Raw genomic sequence first — 18,690 nt, forward strand, 5'->3', positions numbered from 1 at the left:
TTTGCCCCATCTTCCGCCACCTGTTCGGCGCGACTTTCAATATTCCCAGGAGACTAGACGCATATGACAACCACCGCAGAAAATACCGCTGAGAGCCACGTCTTTGAGGCTGACGTTGCCCGCCTTCTGCACATGATGGTTCACTCGGTTTATTCGGACAAGGACGTCTTTCTGCGCGAGCTGATCTCGAACGCGGCCGACGCCTGCGAAAAGCTGCGCTATGAAGCGATCGCCGAGCCCGCGCTGCTCGCCAACGATCCCGACAGCCGCATCCTGCTGACGCTCGACGGCGATGGCGGTAAGCTCGTCGTCGAGGACAACGGTATCGGCATGAGTCGCGACGAGCTGATCGAGGCGCTCGGAATGATCGCCCGCTCCGGCACCCGCGCCTTCATGGAGCGCATCGAGGCCAACAAGCAGGGCGAAGGCGCCCAGCTCATCGGCCAGTTCGGCGTCGGCTTCTATTCCTGTTTCATGGTGGCCGACCGGGTCGATGTCGTCTCCCGCCGCGCCGGCGCCGAGGATGCCTGGCTCTGGTCCTCCGACGGCAAGGGCGGCTACAGCGTCGCTCCGATCGATGCAAGCGAGGCTCCCGCTCGCGGTACCCGCATCACGCTGCATCTGATGGACGATGCCAAGAGCTATGCATCGCGCTGGACGGTGGAACGTATCGTCAAGGAGCAGTCTGGCCATGTGCCGGTGCCGATCAAGATCGCCGAGACGCCCGGTGCTGAGCCCACGCAGCTGACCGACGGCACCGCGCTTTGGACCAAGTCGAAGAACGACATCACCAGCGAGGAATACACGGATTTCTATCGCGGCGTTTCCGGCCAGTATGACGAGCCGGCGCTGACGGTGCATTTCCGCGCCGAAGGCCGCCACGAATATTCCGCTCTCGCCTTCGTGCCGGGCTCGCAGCCATTCGATCTCTCCGATCCGGATCGCAAGGGCCGCATGAAGCTCTATGTGAAGCGGGTCTTCATCACCGACGAGGCGGAATTGCTGCCGCGCTATCTCCGCTTCGTGCGCGGTCTTGTCGATACGAACGACCTGCCGCTCAACGTCTCGCGCGAAATGATCCAGGAAAGCGCGATCCTGTCGGCGATCCGCAAGGGTGTCACCAACCGCATCATCACGGCGATCGAGAAGCTGGTGGAAAGCGATAATGACGCTTTCCTGAAGCTCTGGGAAAATTTCGGCAGCCTGATCAAGGAAGGCCTCTACGAGGATTTCGAGCGGCGCACGCAATTGCTGGCGCTGTCGCGCTTCCGCACGACAGCCTCCCCAGACGGCTACCGTTCGCTTGCCGACTACGTCAAGGACGCCAAGGAAGGCCAGCAGTCGATCTACTATCTCGTCGGCGGCAGCCTGGAGCAGTTGAAGGCATCGCCTCAGCTCGAAGGCTTCCGCGCCCGCGGCATCGAAGTACTGTTGCTCACGGATTCCGTCGACAGCTTCTGGGTGACGAACGCGCCGGAATTCGAGGGCAAGAGCTTCAAGTCGATCACGCAGGGCTCCGCCGATCTCGCGCAGTTCAAGAAGCTGGATGAAGACAAGGCGGAAAATGCGAGCGCTCCCGCCGAAGTGCAGGCCTTCATCGATTTCGCGAGGGAAAAGCTTGCCGATGAGGTGTCGGACGTTCGCGCTTCCGATCGCCTGATCGAAAGCGCCGTCTGCCTTGTCGCCTCCGAACAGGGCTACGACCGGCAGCTCGAGAAGATCCTGCAGGGCGCCGGCCGCCTGCAGTCCGGCGCCAAGCCGATCCTCGAGATCAATATGGATCATCCCGTGGTCAAGGCCATCGCCGCCAAGGTCGACGCACCGTCGCTGCGCGACGATGCGGCATTCCTGCTGCTCGATCAGGCGCGCGTGCTGGATGGCGACAAGCCGGCCGATCCGCGCGCTTTTGCCGAGCGTCTGGCGCGGGTGATGGAAAAGGCACTGCAGTAGTCGATAGGGCCGGCACGGCTTTGATGAGGCCGTGCCGGCCCGGATCTTTCGAGTGCGGTCGGGAAGGCTGAATACGTTCGACAGAGCGGGTCGCTATAGCCAAAACTTATCGCCAGGGCACGAAATCCGAATTGGCAAACTGCGCCGCGCGGCGTGAAATCGCTGTCGTTCGGAAGGAGTTCCCATGTCGGAAGAAAAGACTGCATTGGTCATCAGCGCGCATGCTGCTGACTTCGTATGGCGCTGCGGCGGCGCGATCGCGCTGCACGCGGAGCGGGGCTACAAGGTCACCGTCGTTTGCCTTTCCTTCGGCGAACGCGGCGAGTCGGCAAAGCTCTGGAAGCAGCCGGGCATGACGCTGGAGCGGGTCAAGGCGGCGCGAAAGGCGGAATCGGAAAAGGCGGCACAGGCGCTCGGCGTCCACGATCTCATCAGCTTCGACCTCGGCGACTATCCGCTACGCCTGACGGACGAGGACAAATACTGCCTGGCCGATGTCATCAGGAGCGTGCAGCCGGCCTTCATGCTCAGCCACTCGCACTACGATCCCTACAATACCGACCATATGTATGCGACCCAGGTCGCCCTCGAAGCCCGCATGATCGCGCAGGCCTGGGGCCATAATCCGGGTCAGAAGGTGCTCGGTGCGCCGCAGCTCTATCTGTTCGAGCCGCATCAGACCGAGCAGATGGGCTGGAAGCCGGATGTCTTCCTCGATATCACCTCGGTCTGGGAGAAGAAGCGGGCGGCGATCGAGTGCATGGAAGGCCAGGAGCACCTCTGGGAATTCTACACTCGCGTCGCGCAGAACCGGGCCAACCATTTCCAGCGCAATTCCGGCGGCCAGTCGGGCGGTCGCGCGACGCAATATGCCGAGGGTTTCCAGTCTGTCTTCCCCCGCACGGTCGATGAGCTCTGATGAGCTTTCGGGAGGAGCATTGCATGGAACCCTGTTTCGACATCGCGCATCTGGCGCATGTGGAGATTTATTCGGACAGGTTCGAAGAGAGCCTGGATTTCTTCGTCAACGTCTATGGCCTGACGCTCGCCGGCCGCGACGAGTATTCGGCCTACCTGCGGGCTTGGGACGACTATGAATTCCATACGCTGAAGCTTACCCAGCATCACACGACGGGTGTTGGACATATCGCCTACCGGACCTCCTCGCCCGCGGCATTGGAACGGCGCGTGAAGGCGATCGAGGCGAGCGGCTACAAGGTGCTCGGCTGGGTCGACGGCGACCTCGGCCACGGGCGGGCATTCCGCTTCGAAGATCCGTTCGGGCATATGTTCGAGATCTACTGGGACACGGTTCGCTATTCGCCGCCGGAGCATGAGAAGCCGGCCTTGAAGAACCTTACCCAGCGTTATCACGCCAGGGGATGCCATCCACGCCGGCTCGACCATCTGAACCTCCTGGCTGCCGATGTCGCCGAGTTTCGCCGTTTCATGGAGGCATGCCTCGGCTCTCGTGTCACCGAGATGATTGAGCTCGACAATGGCCGGCTCGGCGGCTGCTGGTTCACGATCAACAACAAGACCTACGACCTTGCCTGCACCGAGGAGCATGGTGGTGGGGACGGACGCCTCCATCACGTGACCTATGCCACCGACAGCCGCGAGGAGATATTGCGTGCCGCCGACATCTTTCTCGAAAACGGCGTTCATATCGAGACCGGACCCCACAAACACGCGATCCAGGGAACCTTCTTCCTCTACGTCTGGGAGCCGGCCGGCAATCGCGTCGAGCTCGCCAATTCCGGCGCGCGGTTGATCCTGGCGCCCGACTGGCAACCCGTGGTCTGGACGGAGAGCGAGCGCAAGAAGGGGCAGGCTTGGGGGCTGAAGACGATCGAGACCTTCCATACCCACGGTACACCGCCGCTGGACAAGAAAGGAAACTGACGATGGGAATTGTTGTCCAGCAGATCGCGAGGGCCGAACAGCAGGTGATCGAACGCCTGGCGAAAGCCGGCGTTGCGACCGTGCATGAGGCGCAGGCGCGCAAGGGCATGCTCGCCAGCCATATCAGGCCGATCTATGCCGGTGCACAAATTGCCGGTTCCGCCGTCACCATCTCAGCGCCCCCCGGCGACAACTGGATGCTGCATGTGGCGATCGAGCAGCTGAGGCCGGGCGACATTCTCGTTCTGGCGCCGACATCGCCTTGCGACAACGGCTATTTCGGCGATCTGCTGGCGACCTCAGCCATGGCGCGCGGATGCAAGGGGCTCGTCATCGATGCCGGCGTGCGCGACGTTCGCGATCTCACGCAGATGGGTTTTCCGGTCTGGTCGAAGGCGATCTCCGCCCAGGGTACGGTCAAGGAGACGGTTGGTTCCGTCAACGTATCAGTGGTATGCGCCGGCGCCTTCATCGAGGCGGGCGATGTCATTGTTGCCGATGACGATGGCGTCTGTGTCGTGAAGTGCGCCGAGGCGGAAGTGGTGGCAGCTGCCGCCGAAAAGCGGATGGCGAACGAGGACGCCAAGCGCAAGCGTCTCGCCGCCGGCGAGCTGGGGCTCGATATCTACGACATGCGGCAGACCCTATCAGCCAAGGGGCTGAAATATGTATGAGGACGGCATTGCGTGCCTGTGGATGCGCGGCGGAACCTCCAAGGGCGCGTATTTTGTTGCCGAGGATCTTCCCTCGAACCCGGCAGAACGGGATGCTTTGCTCTTGAAGGTCATGGGGTCATCGGACCCGCGTCAGATAGACGGTATCGGCGGTGCCGATCCCCTGACCTCTAAGGTGGCCATCCTGTCGCCTTCCACGCGCGACGATGCCGATGTCGATTACCTATTCCTGCAGGTCTTTGTCGATCAGCCCGTCGTCAGCGATGTGCAGGGCTGCGGCAATATTCTGGCCGGCGTCGGGCCTGCCGCCATCGAACGAGGGCTGGTGAAGACGACCGGAGACGTGACAGAAGTCCGCATCAACATGCTCAATTCCGGCGAGGTCGCCGTTGCGCGCATCGAAACACCGAGCGGCCGGGTGAATTACGCCGGAAAGACCGAGATTGCCGGCGTTCCGGGAGGCCATGCTGCCATTCCCCTGCTGTTCACCAATATCGCCGGCTCCATGTGCGGCGCGTTGCTGCCGACAGGGAACGAGGTCGATGTTATCGATGGAATAGAGGCGACCCTGATCGACAACGGCATGCCCTGCATTGTCATGCGGGCGGCGGATTTCGGGCTGACGGGGCAGGAGAGCCGCGAGGCGCTGGAGGCAGATGAGGTGCTTCGCTCGCGGGTCGAGGCCATTCGCCGCAAGGCCGGGCTGATGATGAACCTCGGCGACGTGACATCCGCCTCCGTGCCGAAGATGACGCTGGTCTCGGCGCCTGAGAACGGCGGCGCGATCTCGACGCGCAGTTTCATCCCGCATCGGGTCCATGCTTCCGTCGGCGTTCTCGCTGCAATCACGGTTGCGACGGCCACGCGCCTGCCCCGAAGCCCGGCTGCGGCTCTGGCCGTCAATCCGGTCGATGGACGCTATCTGATTGAGCATCCAACGGGTCTGATGGAGGTTTTCCTGGACCTCGACGACAGAGGTTCGATCAAGGGGGCGGGAACGGTCAGGACAGCGCGAAAATTGTTCGATGGCCGCGTGTTTCCGACGTTATAAACTTGAGTTTCACTTTCATCTTTTCATTGCGCAGTGTGCGTTCTTCTCCTATAGAGGAACCCGAAATGGCCGGGTGTATCCGGCCACGTAAGCGTTAACGTCACTCAACGCGTATGATCGAACGGCTCTGCGGCTTCGATCTGCGCGACTATGTCCTGCAGATCAAGGTTTAAGAGCCTCGAAAGGACACAGATGGATAACCCCCAAACCTCCAATCCGAATAGTTCGGCTCCGAAGATCGAGCGCGTGCGCCATGAGCTGAAGCGGCGTTCCCTGACCGTCTCCAACGTCGAAAAGATCACGCCCGGAATGCTGCGCATCGAACTTGCCGGCGAGGATCTTGCCGATTTCGTCAGCCTGGCGCCCGACGATCACATCAAGGTTCTCGTGCCGGGCTCTGGTGAAGAGATGGAGCGGCGCGACTATACGCCTCGCCGTTACAATACCGATGCCCACACGCTCGTCATCGATTTTGCCATTCATGAAGCAGGACCGGTCACTCAATGGGCGCTTGGCGCCCGCCCCGGCGATAGGCTGGAGATCGGCGGTCCCCGCGGTTCCGCTGTTATCTCCGGCGGCATCAAGAATTGGCTGCTCGTCGGCGACGAGACGGCGTTGCCGGCAATCGGCCGTCGCATCGAGGAGACCGGCAGCGATGCACACATCACGGCCATCATGGCGGTTGCTGGTGATGCCGAGCATCAGGTCTTTCAAACGGATGCCCAGCTGAAGACTCATTGGGAGCATCGGCCCTTGTCGGAGGCGACCGACGCGTCTGCGCTGATTGCCGTTCTCCAATCGGTCGAGCTCGCGCCCGGCACCTTCGTCTGGATTGCCGCTGAAGCCTCGGTGACGCGTGCACTGCGGACCTATCTCGTCGAAGAACGCGGCTATCCCCTGAGCTGGATCAAGGCATCCGGCTACTGGGTCAAGGGCAAGGCGGACACGACCGAGAAATTCGACTAGGCGTCGATATGGCAGGCGGCTGCAAGAAACCGCCTGCCAATCCTGATATGAAGGCCGGCTCATCTTGCCGGCGGATGTTCCTGCCCCATCTGATGGCACAGCTGTTCCGTAAAAGGACAAGACGCTCAATGCTAAGATTGAGTTCACCGAGACTGAAGCCGGGGCAGATTTCGACTTCCTAAATTGCGTGGGATCGCCGAAGGTTAGGCGCGAAGCGGAAATGGTGGCGAAGTCATCACCGGCCACTTTAAAGGTTCGAGGCGCCGAGCGGGAGGCGGTGCCGACGAACGTCGCGCAAACCCCTGCCGCACGCGACGGCCGATGTTGAGGATCGAAGCGAAGTGCCTGCCGTCCCGAAAGAACCACCGCAAACATTCGTCTCGCTGATGTTGTCGTCGCTGCGCAAGGCCTTCTTCAGTATTGCGCTCGCGAGTGCTGGTATCAACGTGCTGGCGCTGACCGGCTCCTTCTTCATGCTGCAGGTCTACGACCGGGTCATTCCCAGTCGCAGCCTGCCGACACTGTCGGGACTCGTCATCATCGTCGCAACCCTGTTCCTCTTCCAGGGAGTGCTGGAGCTGCTGCGTTCGATGCTGCTTGCGCGCATCGGCATGTCGCTAGACGAGCAATTGAACCGAAAGGTCTTCCGCTCGCTCTTGTTCCTGCCGACCCAAAGGCAGACATCGGATGACGGGTTGCAATCGGTTCGCGATCTTGAGCAGATCCGCTCGTTTCTGTCAGGCAGCGGCTCGACGGCGCTTTTCGATCTGCCTTGGATGCCTTTCTACCTGATCCTCTGCTTCCTATTCCACGTCTGGATCGGCGTCACGGCCCTATGCGGCGCCGTCCTGCTTGTCGGCATAACCTTGCTCGCGGAAATATTGTCGCGACAGCCAACCCTGGAGGCGGCCAAGTCCTCTGCGCTGCGTCTCGGCTTCGCGCAGGCCGCGCGGCGAAACTGGGAGGCCGCGATATCAATGGGTTTTGCCGGCCGACTGACCGAGAAATGGGCTGTCATGAATGACGATTACCTGAAGCATCAGGCGGCCGCGGGTTCCATCGTCGGAGCGCTGACGATCGCGGCAAAGATGGCGCGCATGATGCTTCAATCCGCGGTGCTGGCGGTCGGCGCGATCCTCGTCATCCGTCAGGAAGCGACGGGCGGCATCATCATCGCGAGCTCGATCCTGGTGACGCGGGCGCTGGCACCCGTCGAGCTTGCGATCGGTCAATGGAAGGGCTTCGTTGCCGCACGCCAGGGCTGGGCGCGGCTTGCGACGCTCCTCGATGTCGCACCGGCCGAGCAGCACGCTCTCACCCTGCCGGCACCAGCGCGCGAACTCAGCGTCGAGAATATCAGCGTTGCCTCTCCGGGCGGCCGCGATCTCATCCTGCGCAACGTCTCGTTCAAAGTACCGGCGGGAACGGTGCTGGGTGTCATCGGTCCGAGTGCATCGGGCAAGTCTTCGCTGGCGCGCGCGATCACGGGCCTCTGGCCGGCTGCGATCGGCACCATCAGGCTCGACAAGGCAGCGCTATCGCAATGGGAGCCGAACGAACTTGGCCGGCATATCGGCTATCTGCCGCAGGATGTCGCTCTCTTCGACGGCTCGATTGCGGACAACATTTCCCGTTTCGATAGGGATATGGAGCCCGAGCCGGTCATCTCAGCTGCAAAGGCTGCCGGCGTCTACGACATGATCGTCAAGCTTCCCGATGGATTCGATACGGTGATCGGCGAGGGCGGCTCGCGGCTTTCAGCCGGCCAGCGGCAGCGCATCGCATTGGCGCGCGCGCTTTACGGGGATCCGTTCCTGGTGGTGCTGGACGAGCCGAATTCGAACCTCGATGCGGAAGGGGAGGCTTGCCTGACCGCGGCGCTGACGGGTGTGCGGGAGCGCGGCGGCATCGCCATCGTCATCGCTCACAGGCCGAGCGCGCTTGCCGCCGCCGATAAGGTGATGATCGTTGCCGGCGGCCAGATGCAGGCATTCGGGCCGAAGAAGGAGATCCTTGGTCCGCCGCCCAAGCAGGTCGGGACGGCAGCCCTTGCGATTGCTGGCGGAGAAGTATGAGGATGAACGACAGCCCATCACCTTCAACCGAACGCGCCATCCGCCGCCTGTCCTTGCTCGTGGTGGCCGCCATCCTGCTATTGTTCGGCGTCATGGGCGGTCTTGCGGCCGCAACGAAGATTTCCGGCGCGGTGATTGCTCCCGGCAGCCTGGTCGTCGACAGCTACGTGAAGCCGGTGAAGCACCTGAAGGGCGGCATTACCAGCGCGATCTTCGTGAAGAATGGCGATCATGTCGGTGCAGGCCAAGTGCTCCTGCGGCTAGACGACACGCAAACCAGAGCCAACCTCGCCATCATCCGCAAGCGCCTCAACGAACTGTCCGCCCGCACGGCGCGTCTGGTCGCCGAGCGCGACGGCAAGGATGAGATCGCCTTTCCTGCCGATCTGCTCTCTGCTGCCGACAACGAGGATGTCGGGGCCATTCTGGACGGCGAGCGGCGGCTTTTTCGAGACCGGCAGGCTTCACGCGAGGGCCAGAAATCGCAGCTGCGCGAGCGAATTCAGCAGCTGAAGCAGGAGATCGAGGGTCTTGTCGCGCAGGAGCAGGGCAAGCGGAACGAGATTGGGCTGATCGGCAAGGAGCTTAGCAGCCTCGAGGGGCTGCTCAGCCAGGGCATCATTTCGGCAACCAAAGTCTATTCCCTGCAGCGGGAGAGCGCTTCGCTGAACGGCGATCTCGGCAATCTCGTATCGTCGATCGCCCAGACCAGGGGCAAGATCGCGGAAACCGAACTGCAGATTCTGCAGATCGATGCCGATCAGAGTTCGCAGGTCTCCGATCAGCTGCGCCAGGCAGAAAGTGACACAGGCCAGTTTTCGGAACGCCTGGTCGCCGCCGAGGACGATCTGAAGCGGATCGACATCAGGGCGCCGCAGGCAGGTATCGTGGATCAGCTGGGCGTGCATGCCGAAGGCGCGGTCATCTCCCCGGCCGAAGCGATCCTGCAGATCGTTCCCGACAAGGATGCGCTCGTGGCCGAGCTGAAGCTCGCGCCGCAGGATATCGATCAGATCGCCGTCGGACAGCCGGTCTCATTGCGATTTCCCGCCTTCAATCAACGGATTACGCCGGAGCTGAACGGGCATGTGGAGACCGTCTCTGCGGATCTGGCGACCGATCAACGTTCGGGCCAGAGCTATTATATCGTGCGGACAAGGTTGCCGAAGCAGGAATGGGACCGACTGGGGCAGCTGACGCCGCTGCCCGGCATGCCGGTGGAGGCTTTCATGCAGACAGGCCAGAGAAGCATTTTGGCCTATCTGACGAAGCCGATGACCGACCAGATCAGGCGGGCATTCAAGGAGGATTAGGGTGCCGCTGAAAGCTACTCTTGATCTTCTCAGATATGCCAGTCCGACGTATGGGCTGTTTGGGCCGAGGCAGCGAGCTGCGTCGTATGGTCATCAAGTGAATAGGCCTTGATGTAGTCGATTTTCATTTCGGATCCGTTCTGAAGCCCGTTCGCCGGCTCGCCCGCCACACCGCCGACGGCGAGATCGACGATCATATACATCGGACCATGCATGTCGGCGGGCGTAGCGGCATGGGCGACGGCGACGTCGTCGAAATACCAGGTGATCTGATCCTTGTCCCAGAGCACGCCGTAATTGTGGAAGCCGTCGGTGCTCGACACTTCCACCGGAATAGACGTCATCGTGTGCTCGCCGGTGGCATTCGAATGAACCGTCACGTTGACCGTGTTCGGGTTCTGGCCGCGCATTTCCGCAACGTCGAGTTCCGGCGGCCAGGAGCCGTCCTCCGGCAACAACCAGAAGGCAGGCCAGACGCCCTGGTCATGCGGCATCTCGGCGCGCATTTCGAAATACCCATAGGTCTGGGAGAAGGTGGAATGGGTGGTCAGTATGCCGGAGGTGTAGTCATGGTTCTCGGTGATTGTCTTCAATGCGTCGGGCGTCGGTTTCGCCGTGATGGTGAGAACACCGTCGGAAGAGATGGAAAACGGATTTGCGGATGCCGTCGGCGCATAGGATGGATTGATGTACCATTGCAGCTCGTCGTTCAGGCTGCTGCCCTTGTCTGGCGCCCAGGAATATTTCGCATCCCAGGTGCCCTGCGTTCCCTCATGCAGGGAGAGCGTGTTGAAATCATCCGAAAAGGTTTGCGTCAATGAGGATCTGTCCAGCCCGAGCTGGAACTGATCCTCGTGCAGATCGGCAACGGTCTTGTTGGCGAAGACCAGGCTTTCGCCGTTGCCGAGATCGAGATGCAGATTGGCGCCGTCCTGGCTGGTATGGCTGACGACCTGGTCGAATGAGGTCAGGCCGTACTGGTTGAGGCGCACCTTGTCGTCATCGCTGAAGTCGGTGATGAGATCGCTGCCGTTGCCCTTGGTGACGATGAAGGTATCGGCCCCGCCACCGCCCGTCAGCACATCGTTGCCGGCGCCGCCGTCAATGGTCTGGCTGCCGCTGCCGCCCGTGATGATGTTGTCGGCGCTGTTGCCATAGGCATGGCGATTGTTGCCGGTCACCGTAAGGTTTTCGAAATTGTCGGGCAGGGTGTAATCCATCCAGGTGTTGATGGTATCGACCCCTGCATTGGGTGCTTCATAGGCGTGGTTGAGGCTCGAATAGAGGTAGTAGATATCGTCGCCGGTGCCGCCCATCATCGTCACGTTGACGGAGCTGTCGCCCCACATCGAATCATTTCCGCTGGTACCGTAGAGCGTCGGGCCGGAGCCCGTGGCCGAAAAGAAACCCGTCGACGTATCGCTGTAGTATAGCGGCTGGCCTAGGGCATTCAAAACCGAATTGGGCATCGCAAACCTCTTCCTGTGTGCCGGGCTGTCTCCTCCACAGACCTAATATTCCTCCACGCTCATGTGCGTCAGATAGCGTGCTTTGTTTTTTCGCCCAGTGCCGCGCGGCAAGTTTTTCCGCCGTGTGACCGAAATGGCTGGACATCGCGCATTTTTGATCAACCGGGACGGGCGGCTCCGGCACGTAGAGAAGAGATTTTCGGTTTTGCGACCAACGAGAGATCGTCGTTTCTTTTAATCTACCATTTTTGTGGACAATATTCGCATCAACGAAAACGTGCCCGACGTTCGGAAAGGGATGAGAATGAGTGCGCCTAAACTGGTCGGCATCGCCGGCAGCTTCAACCGACCATCAAAGACCTACGCACTGGTCCAGACCGTCGCCGATCTCGCGGGCGACCGATATGGTTTCACCAGCAAGGTCTACGACCTGCACGATGTCGGCCCCTCGCTCGGCGCAGCACAATGGCGCAAGGACCTCGACGATCAGGCCAGGAAGGTGATCGATGATATCGTCTCGTCGGATGCGCTGGTCATCGGTTCGCCGACCTTCAAGGGATCCTATCCGGGGCTCTTCAAGCATCTCATCGACCTCATCGATCCGCATGAGCTGCGCGCCAAACCGATCATCATCACGGCGACGGGCGGAGGCGACCGTCATGCGCTGATGGTGGAACACCAGTTGCGGCCGCTCTTCGGCTTCTTCATGGCCCACACGCTGCCGACAGCGGTCTATGCCTCGGATCGCGATTTCACCGACTACAAGGTTTCCTCGGAGCCGCTCGCCAACCGGATCAATGAAGTCGTCGGCGAGCTTGCCGCCTTCTTTCCGCATCCGGTGAGGGTGCTTGTTGCTGCGGAATAGTGCCTGAAAGGCGGTCCGGTCTGCGAGCACCAGACTTGGAATTCAACGAGATGGAGGGTTGCATGAGATCTAATATCATCAGTCGCCTGAAGACGATTTTCGGTTTCTTTCCGTTGGATAGAAAGAAGGATGGGCTCGTGCCCGCACAAGGGGCGCCGATCGCAAGCTACGACCGGGAGCCTTCCGCCCGCGACTATGAGCTCTATTATTGGTGCTCCTCGCCGGCGCCCTGGTATTGAAGGGACACGCTCTTGGTTTCGTGTCGCGGGTTGCGGTTCTCGCTGAAATCGGCTGCGAGGGTATCATGAGCAGAGTGCTGATCGTGCCGGGATTGTTCGGATCGGGCGAGGGGCATTGGCAACGCTATTGGCTGCAGGACCATGCTGACGTTCGGCTAGTGGAGCAGGACGACTGGGACTTTCCCAATCTCGGCAATTGGATGGAAAGCCTGGAGGCGGCGCTGGAAGATGCCGGCGATGCTTACATCGTCGCCCATAGCCTGGGTTGCCTGCTGACTGCGAGATTGGCCAGCCGTCCGGCTGCGCGAAGGGTCAAAGGTGCGCTTCTCGTCGCACCTTGCGATATTCCCGCAACCGAGACACTTCATGCCGGTCATCTTTCCTTCGGCACGATGCCAACGGAGGCGCTGCCTTTCCCTAGCATCACGATCGGCAGCCTCAACGACATCTATATGAGGCTCGACCGCCTGACCATGTTCGGCCGGCTCTGGAATTCCGATATCCGCAACATCGGCCTTGCCGGGCACATCAATATCGCCAGCGGATTTGGACGATGGCCGAGCGGCTACGGCTTTCTGGAAATGCTGAAGGCGCGCACCAGGCATCGCAGGCCACAAGGGCTCCCGCTTGCAATCACAGCGCTCCCTTGAAAGAGGGGCTTCCCATGGGAGGCATTCGACGCCATTGTGCGGCCGACTTTTTGACCATGTCCTCTGCTCGCAATCCAAGGTATGCGACGAGGATCACATTTTGGAGGTAAGGTAATGAGCTTGCGTATCAACGATATTGCTCCCGATTTCACCGCAGAGACGACGCAAGGGGAAATTCACTTCCACGACTGGATCGGCAGCGGCTGGGCCGTTCTGTTCTCCCACCCGAAGAACTTCACGCCCGTCTGCACGACCGAACTCGGAGCGATGGCAGGTTTGGAGAGCGAATTCGCCAAGCGCGGCGTCAAAGTCATCGGCATTTCCGTCGATCCGGTCGAAAGCCACAGCAAATGGAAGAGCGACATCAAGACGGCGACCGGCTTCGAGGTCGAATATCCGTTGATCGGCGACAAGGACCTCCAGGTCGCCAAACTCTATGACATGTTGCCGGCCGGCGCTGGCGAAAGCTCCGAGGGGCGGACGCCCGCCGACAACGCCACCGTTCGCTCCGTCTTCGTCATCGGCCCGGACAAGAAGATCAAATTGATCCTCACCTATCCGATGACCACGGGTCGCAATTTCGGCGAAATTCTCCGCGCCATCGACTCGATCCAGCTGACGGCCAAGCACCAGGTCGCGACGCCGGCAAACTGGCAGCAGGGCGAAGATGTCATCATCACCGCCGCCGTTTCCAACGAGGATGCCATCAGCCGGTTCGGCTCGTTCGATACGGTACTGCCCTATCTGCGCAAGACCCGGCAGCCGACTGCCTAAATCCGCGTGTTGGCACGATTACCAATCGATGCGATGCGGCCTTAGGGGCCGCATCGCATTTTCATAGCCTGACATTCTCGCGCAGGAACTCCAGGAGCGCCCGCACGCGCGCCGGCAGGGGGCCACCCTGGCCGATATAGACGGCGTAGAATTCCTCGACATCGCCCGGGTTGAGCTCTTCCAACACCGGTAGCAGCCGGCCGGCATCAAGGTCGGTCTTAACAGTGAAGGCGGCGAGGCGCGCAATGCCGGCACCCGCAAGCACAAGGTGACGCATGGCTTCGCCGTCGCCAACCTGCAGGCTGCGCGCCGCCGGAAGTGTCATCATCTGGTTGCCGAGCCGAAGAGGCCAGTCTTCGATCGCCCGCGAATAGGAAAAGCCGATGCGGCAGTGCCTTTCAAGCTCTGCGGGTGAGCGCGGCACACCATGCCGCCGTAGATAATCCGGCGATGCAACGATCATCCTGCGCGTCATGCCCAGCTTGCTGGCGGTGAGGCTGGAACTCTTCAGCGGGCCGGTGCGGATTGCGACATCCGCCCGCTCTTCCATCAGATCCACGACCCGATCGGTGTGGAAGACCTCGAGCGAGACATCAGGATATAGCGCCATGAAGGCGGGAACGAGTGGAGCGAGCACATGATTGCCGAAGGAGCCGCTGGTGTTGATGCGGATATGCCCTGCAACCTGCTCGCCTGCCGAAGCATGGCGTTCGGCCTCGCCAATATCGGCGAGGATCGCCACGCTGCGTTCATAGAAGCCGCAGCCCTCGGGCGTCAGCTGCAGGCGCCTTGTCGAGCGATTGATGAGACGCGCGCCGAGGCGCTTCTCCAGCCTCGCGACGAGTTTGCTCACGGCTGAAGGAGTCATCCGGCAGGCGGTGGCCGCGGCGGTGAAGCCGCCGAGCTCGACGGCGCGGACGAAGACCTCCATTTCACCGGAACGATTGATGTCCTGACGGCTCATGATGAATTGAAATCACAAATCAGTTTCTTTTCGGCAATCTATATCATCATGGCCGAAGCGTCTATCTATTAGGAGAACCAAAGGAGACAGACGATGGATTACAGAAATCTTGGTGCTTCCGGTTTGAGAGTACCGGTGCTCAGCTTCGGAGCTGGGACGTTTGCCGGCAGCGGACCGCTGTTCAGTGCCTGGGGCTCGACGGACGCGACCGAAGCGCGGCGTCTGGTCGATATCTGCCTCGAGGCGGGCGTCAATCTCTTCGACACCGCCGATGTCTATTCGGCCGGCGCCTCGGAAGAGGTGCTGGGTCAGGCGATCCGGGGCCGGCGCGACGCCGTGCTGATTTCGACCAAGACCGCGCTGCCGATGGGGGATGGACCGGGCGATTGGGGCACCTCGCGTTCCCGGTTGATCAAATCGGTCGACGGCGCCTTGCGCCGTCTGGGCACCGACTATATCGACCTGCTGCAGTTGCACGCTTTCGATGCCTCGACGCCGATCGAGGAGACGCTGTCCACCCTTGACGGTCTCGTGAAGGCGGGCAAGATCCGCTATATCGGCGCTTCCAATTTCGCCGGTTGGGAACTGATGAAATCGCTTGCCGTGTCCGACAGGCATTCCTACGTGCGCCACGTCGCCCATCAGGTCTATTACTCGCTTGCAGGCCGTGACTATGAATGGGAGCTGATGCCGCTCGGCGCCGACCAGAATGTCGGCGCGCTGGTCTGGAGCCCGCTTGCATGGGGCAGGCTGACGGGCAAGATCCGCCGTGGTCAGCCATTGCCGGAGAAAAGCCGTCTGCACGAAACGGCATCCTTCGGGCCGCCGGTCGATGATGAAAAGCTGTTCGATATCGTCGATGTTCTGGATGAGATCGCCGCCGAAACCGGCAAGAGCGTGCCGCAGATATCAATCAACTGGCTTCTGAGCCGCCCGACCGTGTCGAGTGTCATCATCGGTGCACGCAACGAAGAGCAGCTGAGGCAGAATCTCGGTGCGGTCGGCTGGGCGCTTTCCAGGGAGCAGATCGAAAAGCTGGACCGGGTGAGCGCCGTGACAGCGCCCTATCCTTATTTTCCGTATCGGCGGCAGGAAGGCTTCGCCAGGCTCAATCCGCCGCTGGTCTGACCGGCAACTCTTGCGCTTGCGCGAGACCGGGATGAGGAAAAAACTGGCGGCGAAGAACAATCTCTCTTCGCCGCCAAACTACATTTACCGGCCGCCTTCGATCTTGCGGTGGCGCTGGTTCCTGCCGCTCTCGCCATAGGGATAGGCGGCGGGTTGCGGTGCGCTGATCTCGTTCAGCCTATCCATCTCCGCCTCCGACAGCTTCAGCTCGGCTGCGCCGAGATTGTCGGCAAGCTGCTCCCGCGTGCGGGCACCAAGGATGACGGAGGTCACCGCTGGCCGCGCTGCCGTCCAAGCGAGTGCGACTTGCGCCATGCTGACGCCGCGTGCCTTGGCGATCTCTTCCACGGCAGCGATGATTGCCCAGGTCCGTTCCTGCGCGTTTCGCGGTGCATAGGATTCGCTGCCGCGATTGGGGTTCTCGCCAAGCCGGGTAGCACCGGTCGGCGCCTCGTCGCGCTTGTATTTACCGGTCAGCCAGCCGCCGCCGAGCGGTGACCAGGGCAGCATGCCCATACCGGCATCCAGACAGGCGTCGACGATCTCAAGCTCGATATCGCGGATGAGCAGATTATATTGTGGCTGCAGCGTGACCGGCCGCGTGTATCCGTGCGCCTTGGCGATCTCGACGGCCTTGGCGATGTGCCAGCCGACATAGTTGGAGAAGCCGTAGTAGCCGATCTTGCCGGCGCGCACCGCATCGTCGAGAAAGCGCAACGTCTCCTCGATCGGGGTCAAGGCATCCCAGGCGTGCATCTGATAGAGATCGATGTGGTCGATGCCGAGGCGGCGCAGCGAGTCATCCAGAGCCTGACCGAGATGCCGGCGCGAGAGGCCGATGTCGTTCGGGCCGTTGCCCATCGGGAAGCGGCCCTTGGTGGCGACGACGGCCTGACGCGCTTCGGTCGGACGCGCCTTGAGCCAGCGCCCGATGATCTCTTCCGACTTGCCGGCGCTATAGACGTCGGCGGTGTCGATCAAGTTGCCGCCCCAGGCGAAGTAGTCGTCCAGCAGTTTGTGCGATGCGGCTTCGTCCGCTTCCGCGCCGAAAGTCATGGTGCCAAGGCAATAGGCTGACACAACGGCCCCGCTTGGGCCAAGCTTGCGATAATCCATTCCTGTCTCCTCTGACGGAGCGACTGCACCCGATTCGCAAAAGCGAACGGCAGAGCCAGGCTCCGATATCCATAGCGATGTCGTGGTTGAGACGGCCTCCACCGTCGATGGGTTCGACGCTCGGCATGTTATTGCCGTGGCCGCAGCCCAAGCTTAACCAATCATCCTATGATATCCAAGCGCATTCATTGCCTGGACGGCTTGGCTTGCGTAAAATTCTCCGTGATGATTCTTCTTTCGCCGAATGCCTTCCTTCATGGATGAAACGCCGCCGACAAGCCGCATGCTCTCCTGGGCGCGCAACTCCACCATCTATCGGCTCGAGCGCCGGATGATGACCGAGAAGCAGCTGTTCGATGCAATCGCCAAAAAAGCAAAACAGAAGTTCGAGGATATCGGCGCTGAGCAGATCAAAGCGCTTGCCGATTTTGCGGTCAAATTCGCCTATGAGCTGAAAGTGCTCGATGATGTCGCGTACGCCGAGATCAGCACGCGCTCGGCAGTTCGCTCCGGCAAGTCGAAGAAGGCCATCGCCTTCAAGCTCGCGTCGAAGGGGATACATAGTGAAACGGTCGTCGCGGCAGTGGAAGAGGTCGATGATCTCCATGCCGCCGTCATCTTTGCCAGAAAGCGCGGCTTCGGCCCCTTTCGGCGCGGTGATCTCGATGAGAAGCGCAAGTCAAAGGAATTGTCCGCCTTTGCCCGCAACGGCTTTAGCTTTGCGGTCGGTAAAAAGGTTTTCGATATGGAGCGTCATGACGCCGAAGAAGTGCTGCAGTCGACCTCTGCATTCTGAGGCCTGACACTCATTGAAATAGCCGGGGTCACCGGCTAGCTTGCCGCGCTTGAGAGCGGCGCGCATGGGGAAGTTCGTGAAATCAGATATTCGATTATTCGCAATGGCGGTGTGTGTCGCCTTTTGTCCCGTTGCCGCACATGCGGATTGGCAGCCGGTTGAGATCATCAAGACTTACGCGATCGCGGGAACATCCGGGGCCAAGCTTTATGATTCGATCGGCGAGCGCGGCCCATTGCTCGGTCCTAAGGCAAGGGCGATTGCCCATACCGATTTCAAGCTGACATGGACCCGGAAATACGAGCCGCAGCCGGATGGTGCCTGCACCATCACCGTCAACATTCCCAAAGTGATCATCACCTACACATTGCCGAAACCCACGGCGCAATTGCCAGCTTCGACCCGCAAAAGCTGGCAGAAGTTCATTGCGGGTGTCGAGGCGCATGAGCGGGTGCATGGTGGGTTCATCAAGGACATGGTCAAGGAAATCGAGACCATGAGCGTCGGCTTCTCCGTGCCCGACGACCCGAAATGCAGCAGGATTCGCGTGGAATTGACGAAGCGGCTTGGCGAGATCTCCAAGAAAGAGCGGCAGCGCAACGTCGACTTCGACAAGGTCGAATTCAGCGACGGCGGCAATCTCCAGCAGCTTGTTCTGAAACTGGTAAGGGAAGAATAGGCGGCGACAGAGATATCGAAGCTCGCAAGGCCATTGTCGTCTCCACCGCTTGCCCCGACACCAACCTTTCGCCATT

At 60.9% G+C, this 18,690-nt stretch carries 18 protein-coding genes; 15 read left to right on the forward strand and 3 right to left on the reverse strand.

The window, feature by feature from the left end:
- Positions 1 to 63: 63 nt before the first annotated feature.
- From htpG to JTP94_RS18010, 8 genes are all read left to right on the forward strand, one after another.
- The gene (gene htpG / locus JTP94_RS17975) at positions 64 to 1,950 is read left to right on the forward strand and encodes a molecular chaperone HtpG (RefSeq protein ID WP_204851830.1); all 1,887 of its coding nucleotides are present in this window, start codon (positions 64 to 66) and stop codon (positions 1,948 to 1,950) included.
- 184 nt (positions 1,951 to 2,134) lie between these two features.
- Positions 2,135 to 2,869, forward strand: a complete 735-nt coding sequence (locus tag JTP94_RS17980; protein ID WP_204851831.1) for a PIG-L deacetylase family protein — start codon at positions 2,135 to 2,137, stop codon at positions 2,867 to 2,869.
- A gap of 23 nt (positions 2,870 to 2,892) precedes the next feature.
- Positions 2,893 to 3,855 (forward strand): VOC family protein, encoded by a 963-nt coding sequence (locus JTP94_RS17985; RefSeq protein ID WP_204851832.1) that lies wholly within the window; start codon positions 2,893 to 2,895, stop codon positions 3,853 to 3,855.
- A 2-nt stretch (positions 3,856 to 3,857) separates the two neighbouring features.
- The gene (locus JTP94_RS17990) at positions 3,858 to 4,529 is read left to right on the forward strand and encodes a 4-carboxy-4-hydroxy-2-oxoadipate aldolase/oxaloacetate decarboxylase (protein WP_204851833.1); all 672 of its coding nucleotides are present in this window, start codon (positions 3,858 to 3,860) and stop codon (positions 4,527 to 4,529) included.
- A complete protein-coding gene (locus tag JTP94_RS17995; RefSeq protein ID WP_204851834.1) occupies positions 4,522 to 5,580 on the forward strand; it encodes a 4-oxalomesaconate tautomerase in 1,059 nt (352 codons plus the stop codon). Before JTP94_RS17990 ends, JTP94_RS17995 begins: the two co-directional genes overlap by 8 nt.
- A gap of 192 nt (positions 5,581 to 5,772) precedes the next feature.
- Positions 5,773 to 6,546 carry a siderophore-interacting protein gene (locus tag JTP94_RS18000; protein WP_204851835.1) on the forward strand — a complete coding sequence of 258 codons (774 nt, stop codon included), beginning with the start codon at positions 5,773 to 5,775 and terminating at the stop codon, positions 6,544 to 6,546.
- Positions 6,547 to 6,887: 341 nt separating this feature from the next.
- On the forward strand, positions 6,888 to 8,621 hold the full coding sequence (locus JTP94_RS18005; protein WP_204851836.1) for a type I secretion system permease/ATPase: 1,734 nt from the start codon (positions 6,888 to 6,890) through the stop codon (positions 8,619 to 8,621).
- Between the two features lie 2 nt (positions 8,622 to 8,623).
- Complete coding sequence (locus tag JTP94_RS18010; protein ID WP_204851837.1) at positions 8,624 to 9,934, forward strand: HlyD family type I secretion periplasmic adaptor subunit; 1,311 nt, start codon at positions 8,624 to 8,626, stop codon at positions 9,932 to 9,934.
- Positions 9,935 to 9,963: 29 nt separating this feature from the next.
- Here the strand turns inward: JTP94_RS18010 and JTP94_RS18015 are convergent, their stop codons facing one another.
- The gene (locus JTP94_RS18015; protein WP_204851838.1) at positions 9,964 to 11,403 is read right to left on the reverse strand and encodes a family 16 glycosylhydrolase; all 1,440 of its coding nucleotides are present in this window, start codon (positions 11,401 to 11,403) and stop codon (positions 9,964 to 9,966) included.
- A 304-nt stretch (positions 11,404 to 11,707) separates the two neighbouring features.
- On the opposite strand from JTP94_RS18015, the gene msuE reads away from it, so the two are divergent.
- The 4 genes from msuE (at position 11,708) to JTP94_RS18035 (ending at position 13,931) form a co-directional block, all read left to right on the forward strand.
- Positions 11,708 to 12,268 (forward strand): FMN reductase, encoded by a 561-nt coding sequence (msuE, locus tag JTP94_RS18020; RefSeq protein WP_204851839.1) that lies wholly within the window; start codon positions 11,708 to 11,710, stop codon positions 12,266 to 12,268.
- Between the two features lie 62 nt (positions 12,269 to 12,330).
- Positions 12,331 to 12,507, forward strand: coding sequence for a hypothetical protein (locus tag JTP94_RS18025; RefSeq protein WP_246755034.1), 177 nt, complete (start codon positions 12,331 to 12,333; stop codon positions 12,505 to 12,507).
- A 65-nt stretch (positions 12,508 to 12,572) separates the two neighbouring features.
- Entirely contained in the window at positions 12,573 to 13,157 is a 585-nt protein-coding gene (locus tag JTP94_RS18030; RefSeq protein WP_204851840.1) for an alpha/beta hydrolase, read from the forward strand.
- 114 nt (positions 13,158 to 13,271) lie between these two features.
- Positions 13,272 to 13,931, forward strand: a complete 660-nt coding sequence (locus JTP94_RS18035) for a peroxiredoxin (protein ID WP_204851841.1) — start codon at positions 13,272 to 13,274, stop codon at positions 13,929 to 13,931.
- Between the two features lie 61 nt (positions 13,932 to 13,992).
- Here JTP94_RS18035 and JTP94_RS18040 read toward each other — a convergent pair whose 3' ends face one another.
- Entirely contained in the window at positions 13,993 to 14,895 is a 903-nt protein-coding gene (locus JTP94_RS18040) for a LysR family transcriptional regulator (protein ID WP_204851842.1), read from the reverse strand.
- Positions 14,896 to 14,988: 93 nt separating this feature from the next.
- Between JTP94_RS18040 and JTP94_RS18045 the strand changes: the two genes are divergently transcribed.
- On the forward strand, positions 14,989 to 16,023 hold the full coding sequence (locus JTP94_RS18045; RefSeq protein WP_204851843.1) for an aldo/keto reductase: 1,035 nt from the start codon (positions 14,989 to 14,991) through the stop codon (positions 16,021 to 16,023).
- Between the two features lie 84 nt (positions 16,024 to 16,107).
- Here the strand turns inward: JTP94_RS18045 and JTP94_RS18050 are convergent, their stop codons facing one another.
- Positions 16,108 to 17,139, reverse strand: coding sequence for an aldo/keto reductase (locus tag JTP94_RS18050; RefSeq protein WP_204851844.1), 1,032 nt, complete (start codon positions 17,137 to 17,139; stop codon positions 16,108 to 16,110).
- A 256-nt stretch (positions 17,140 to 17,395) separates the two neighbouring features.
- Here JTP94_RS18050 and recX point away from each other — a divergent pair, with 256 nt between their 5' ends.
- The gene (gene recX, locus JTP94_RS18055; protein ID WP_204851845.1) at positions 17,396 to 17,935 is read left to right on the forward strand and encodes a recombination regulator RecX; all 540 of its coding nucleotides are present in this window, start codon (positions 17,396 to 17,398) and stop codon (positions 17,933 to 17,935) included.
- A 103-nt stretch (positions 17,936 to 18,038) separates the two neighbouring features.
- Positions 18,039 to 18,614 carry a DUF922 domain-containing Zn-dependent protease gene (locus JTP94_RS18060; RefSeq protein ID WP_246755080.1) on the forward strand — a complete coding sequence of 192 codons (576 nt, stop codon included), beginning with the start codon at positions 18,039 to 18,041 and terminating at the stop codon, positions 18,612 to 18,614.
- Positions 18,615 to 18,690: the final 76 nt, after the last annotated feature.

It is taken from the genome of Martinezella lusitana (genome assembly GCF_016901135.1).
Taxonomy (GTDB): domain Bacteria; phylum Pseudomonadota; class Alphaproteobacteria; order Rhizobiales; family Rhizobiaceae; genus Rhizobium; species Rhizobium lusitanum_D.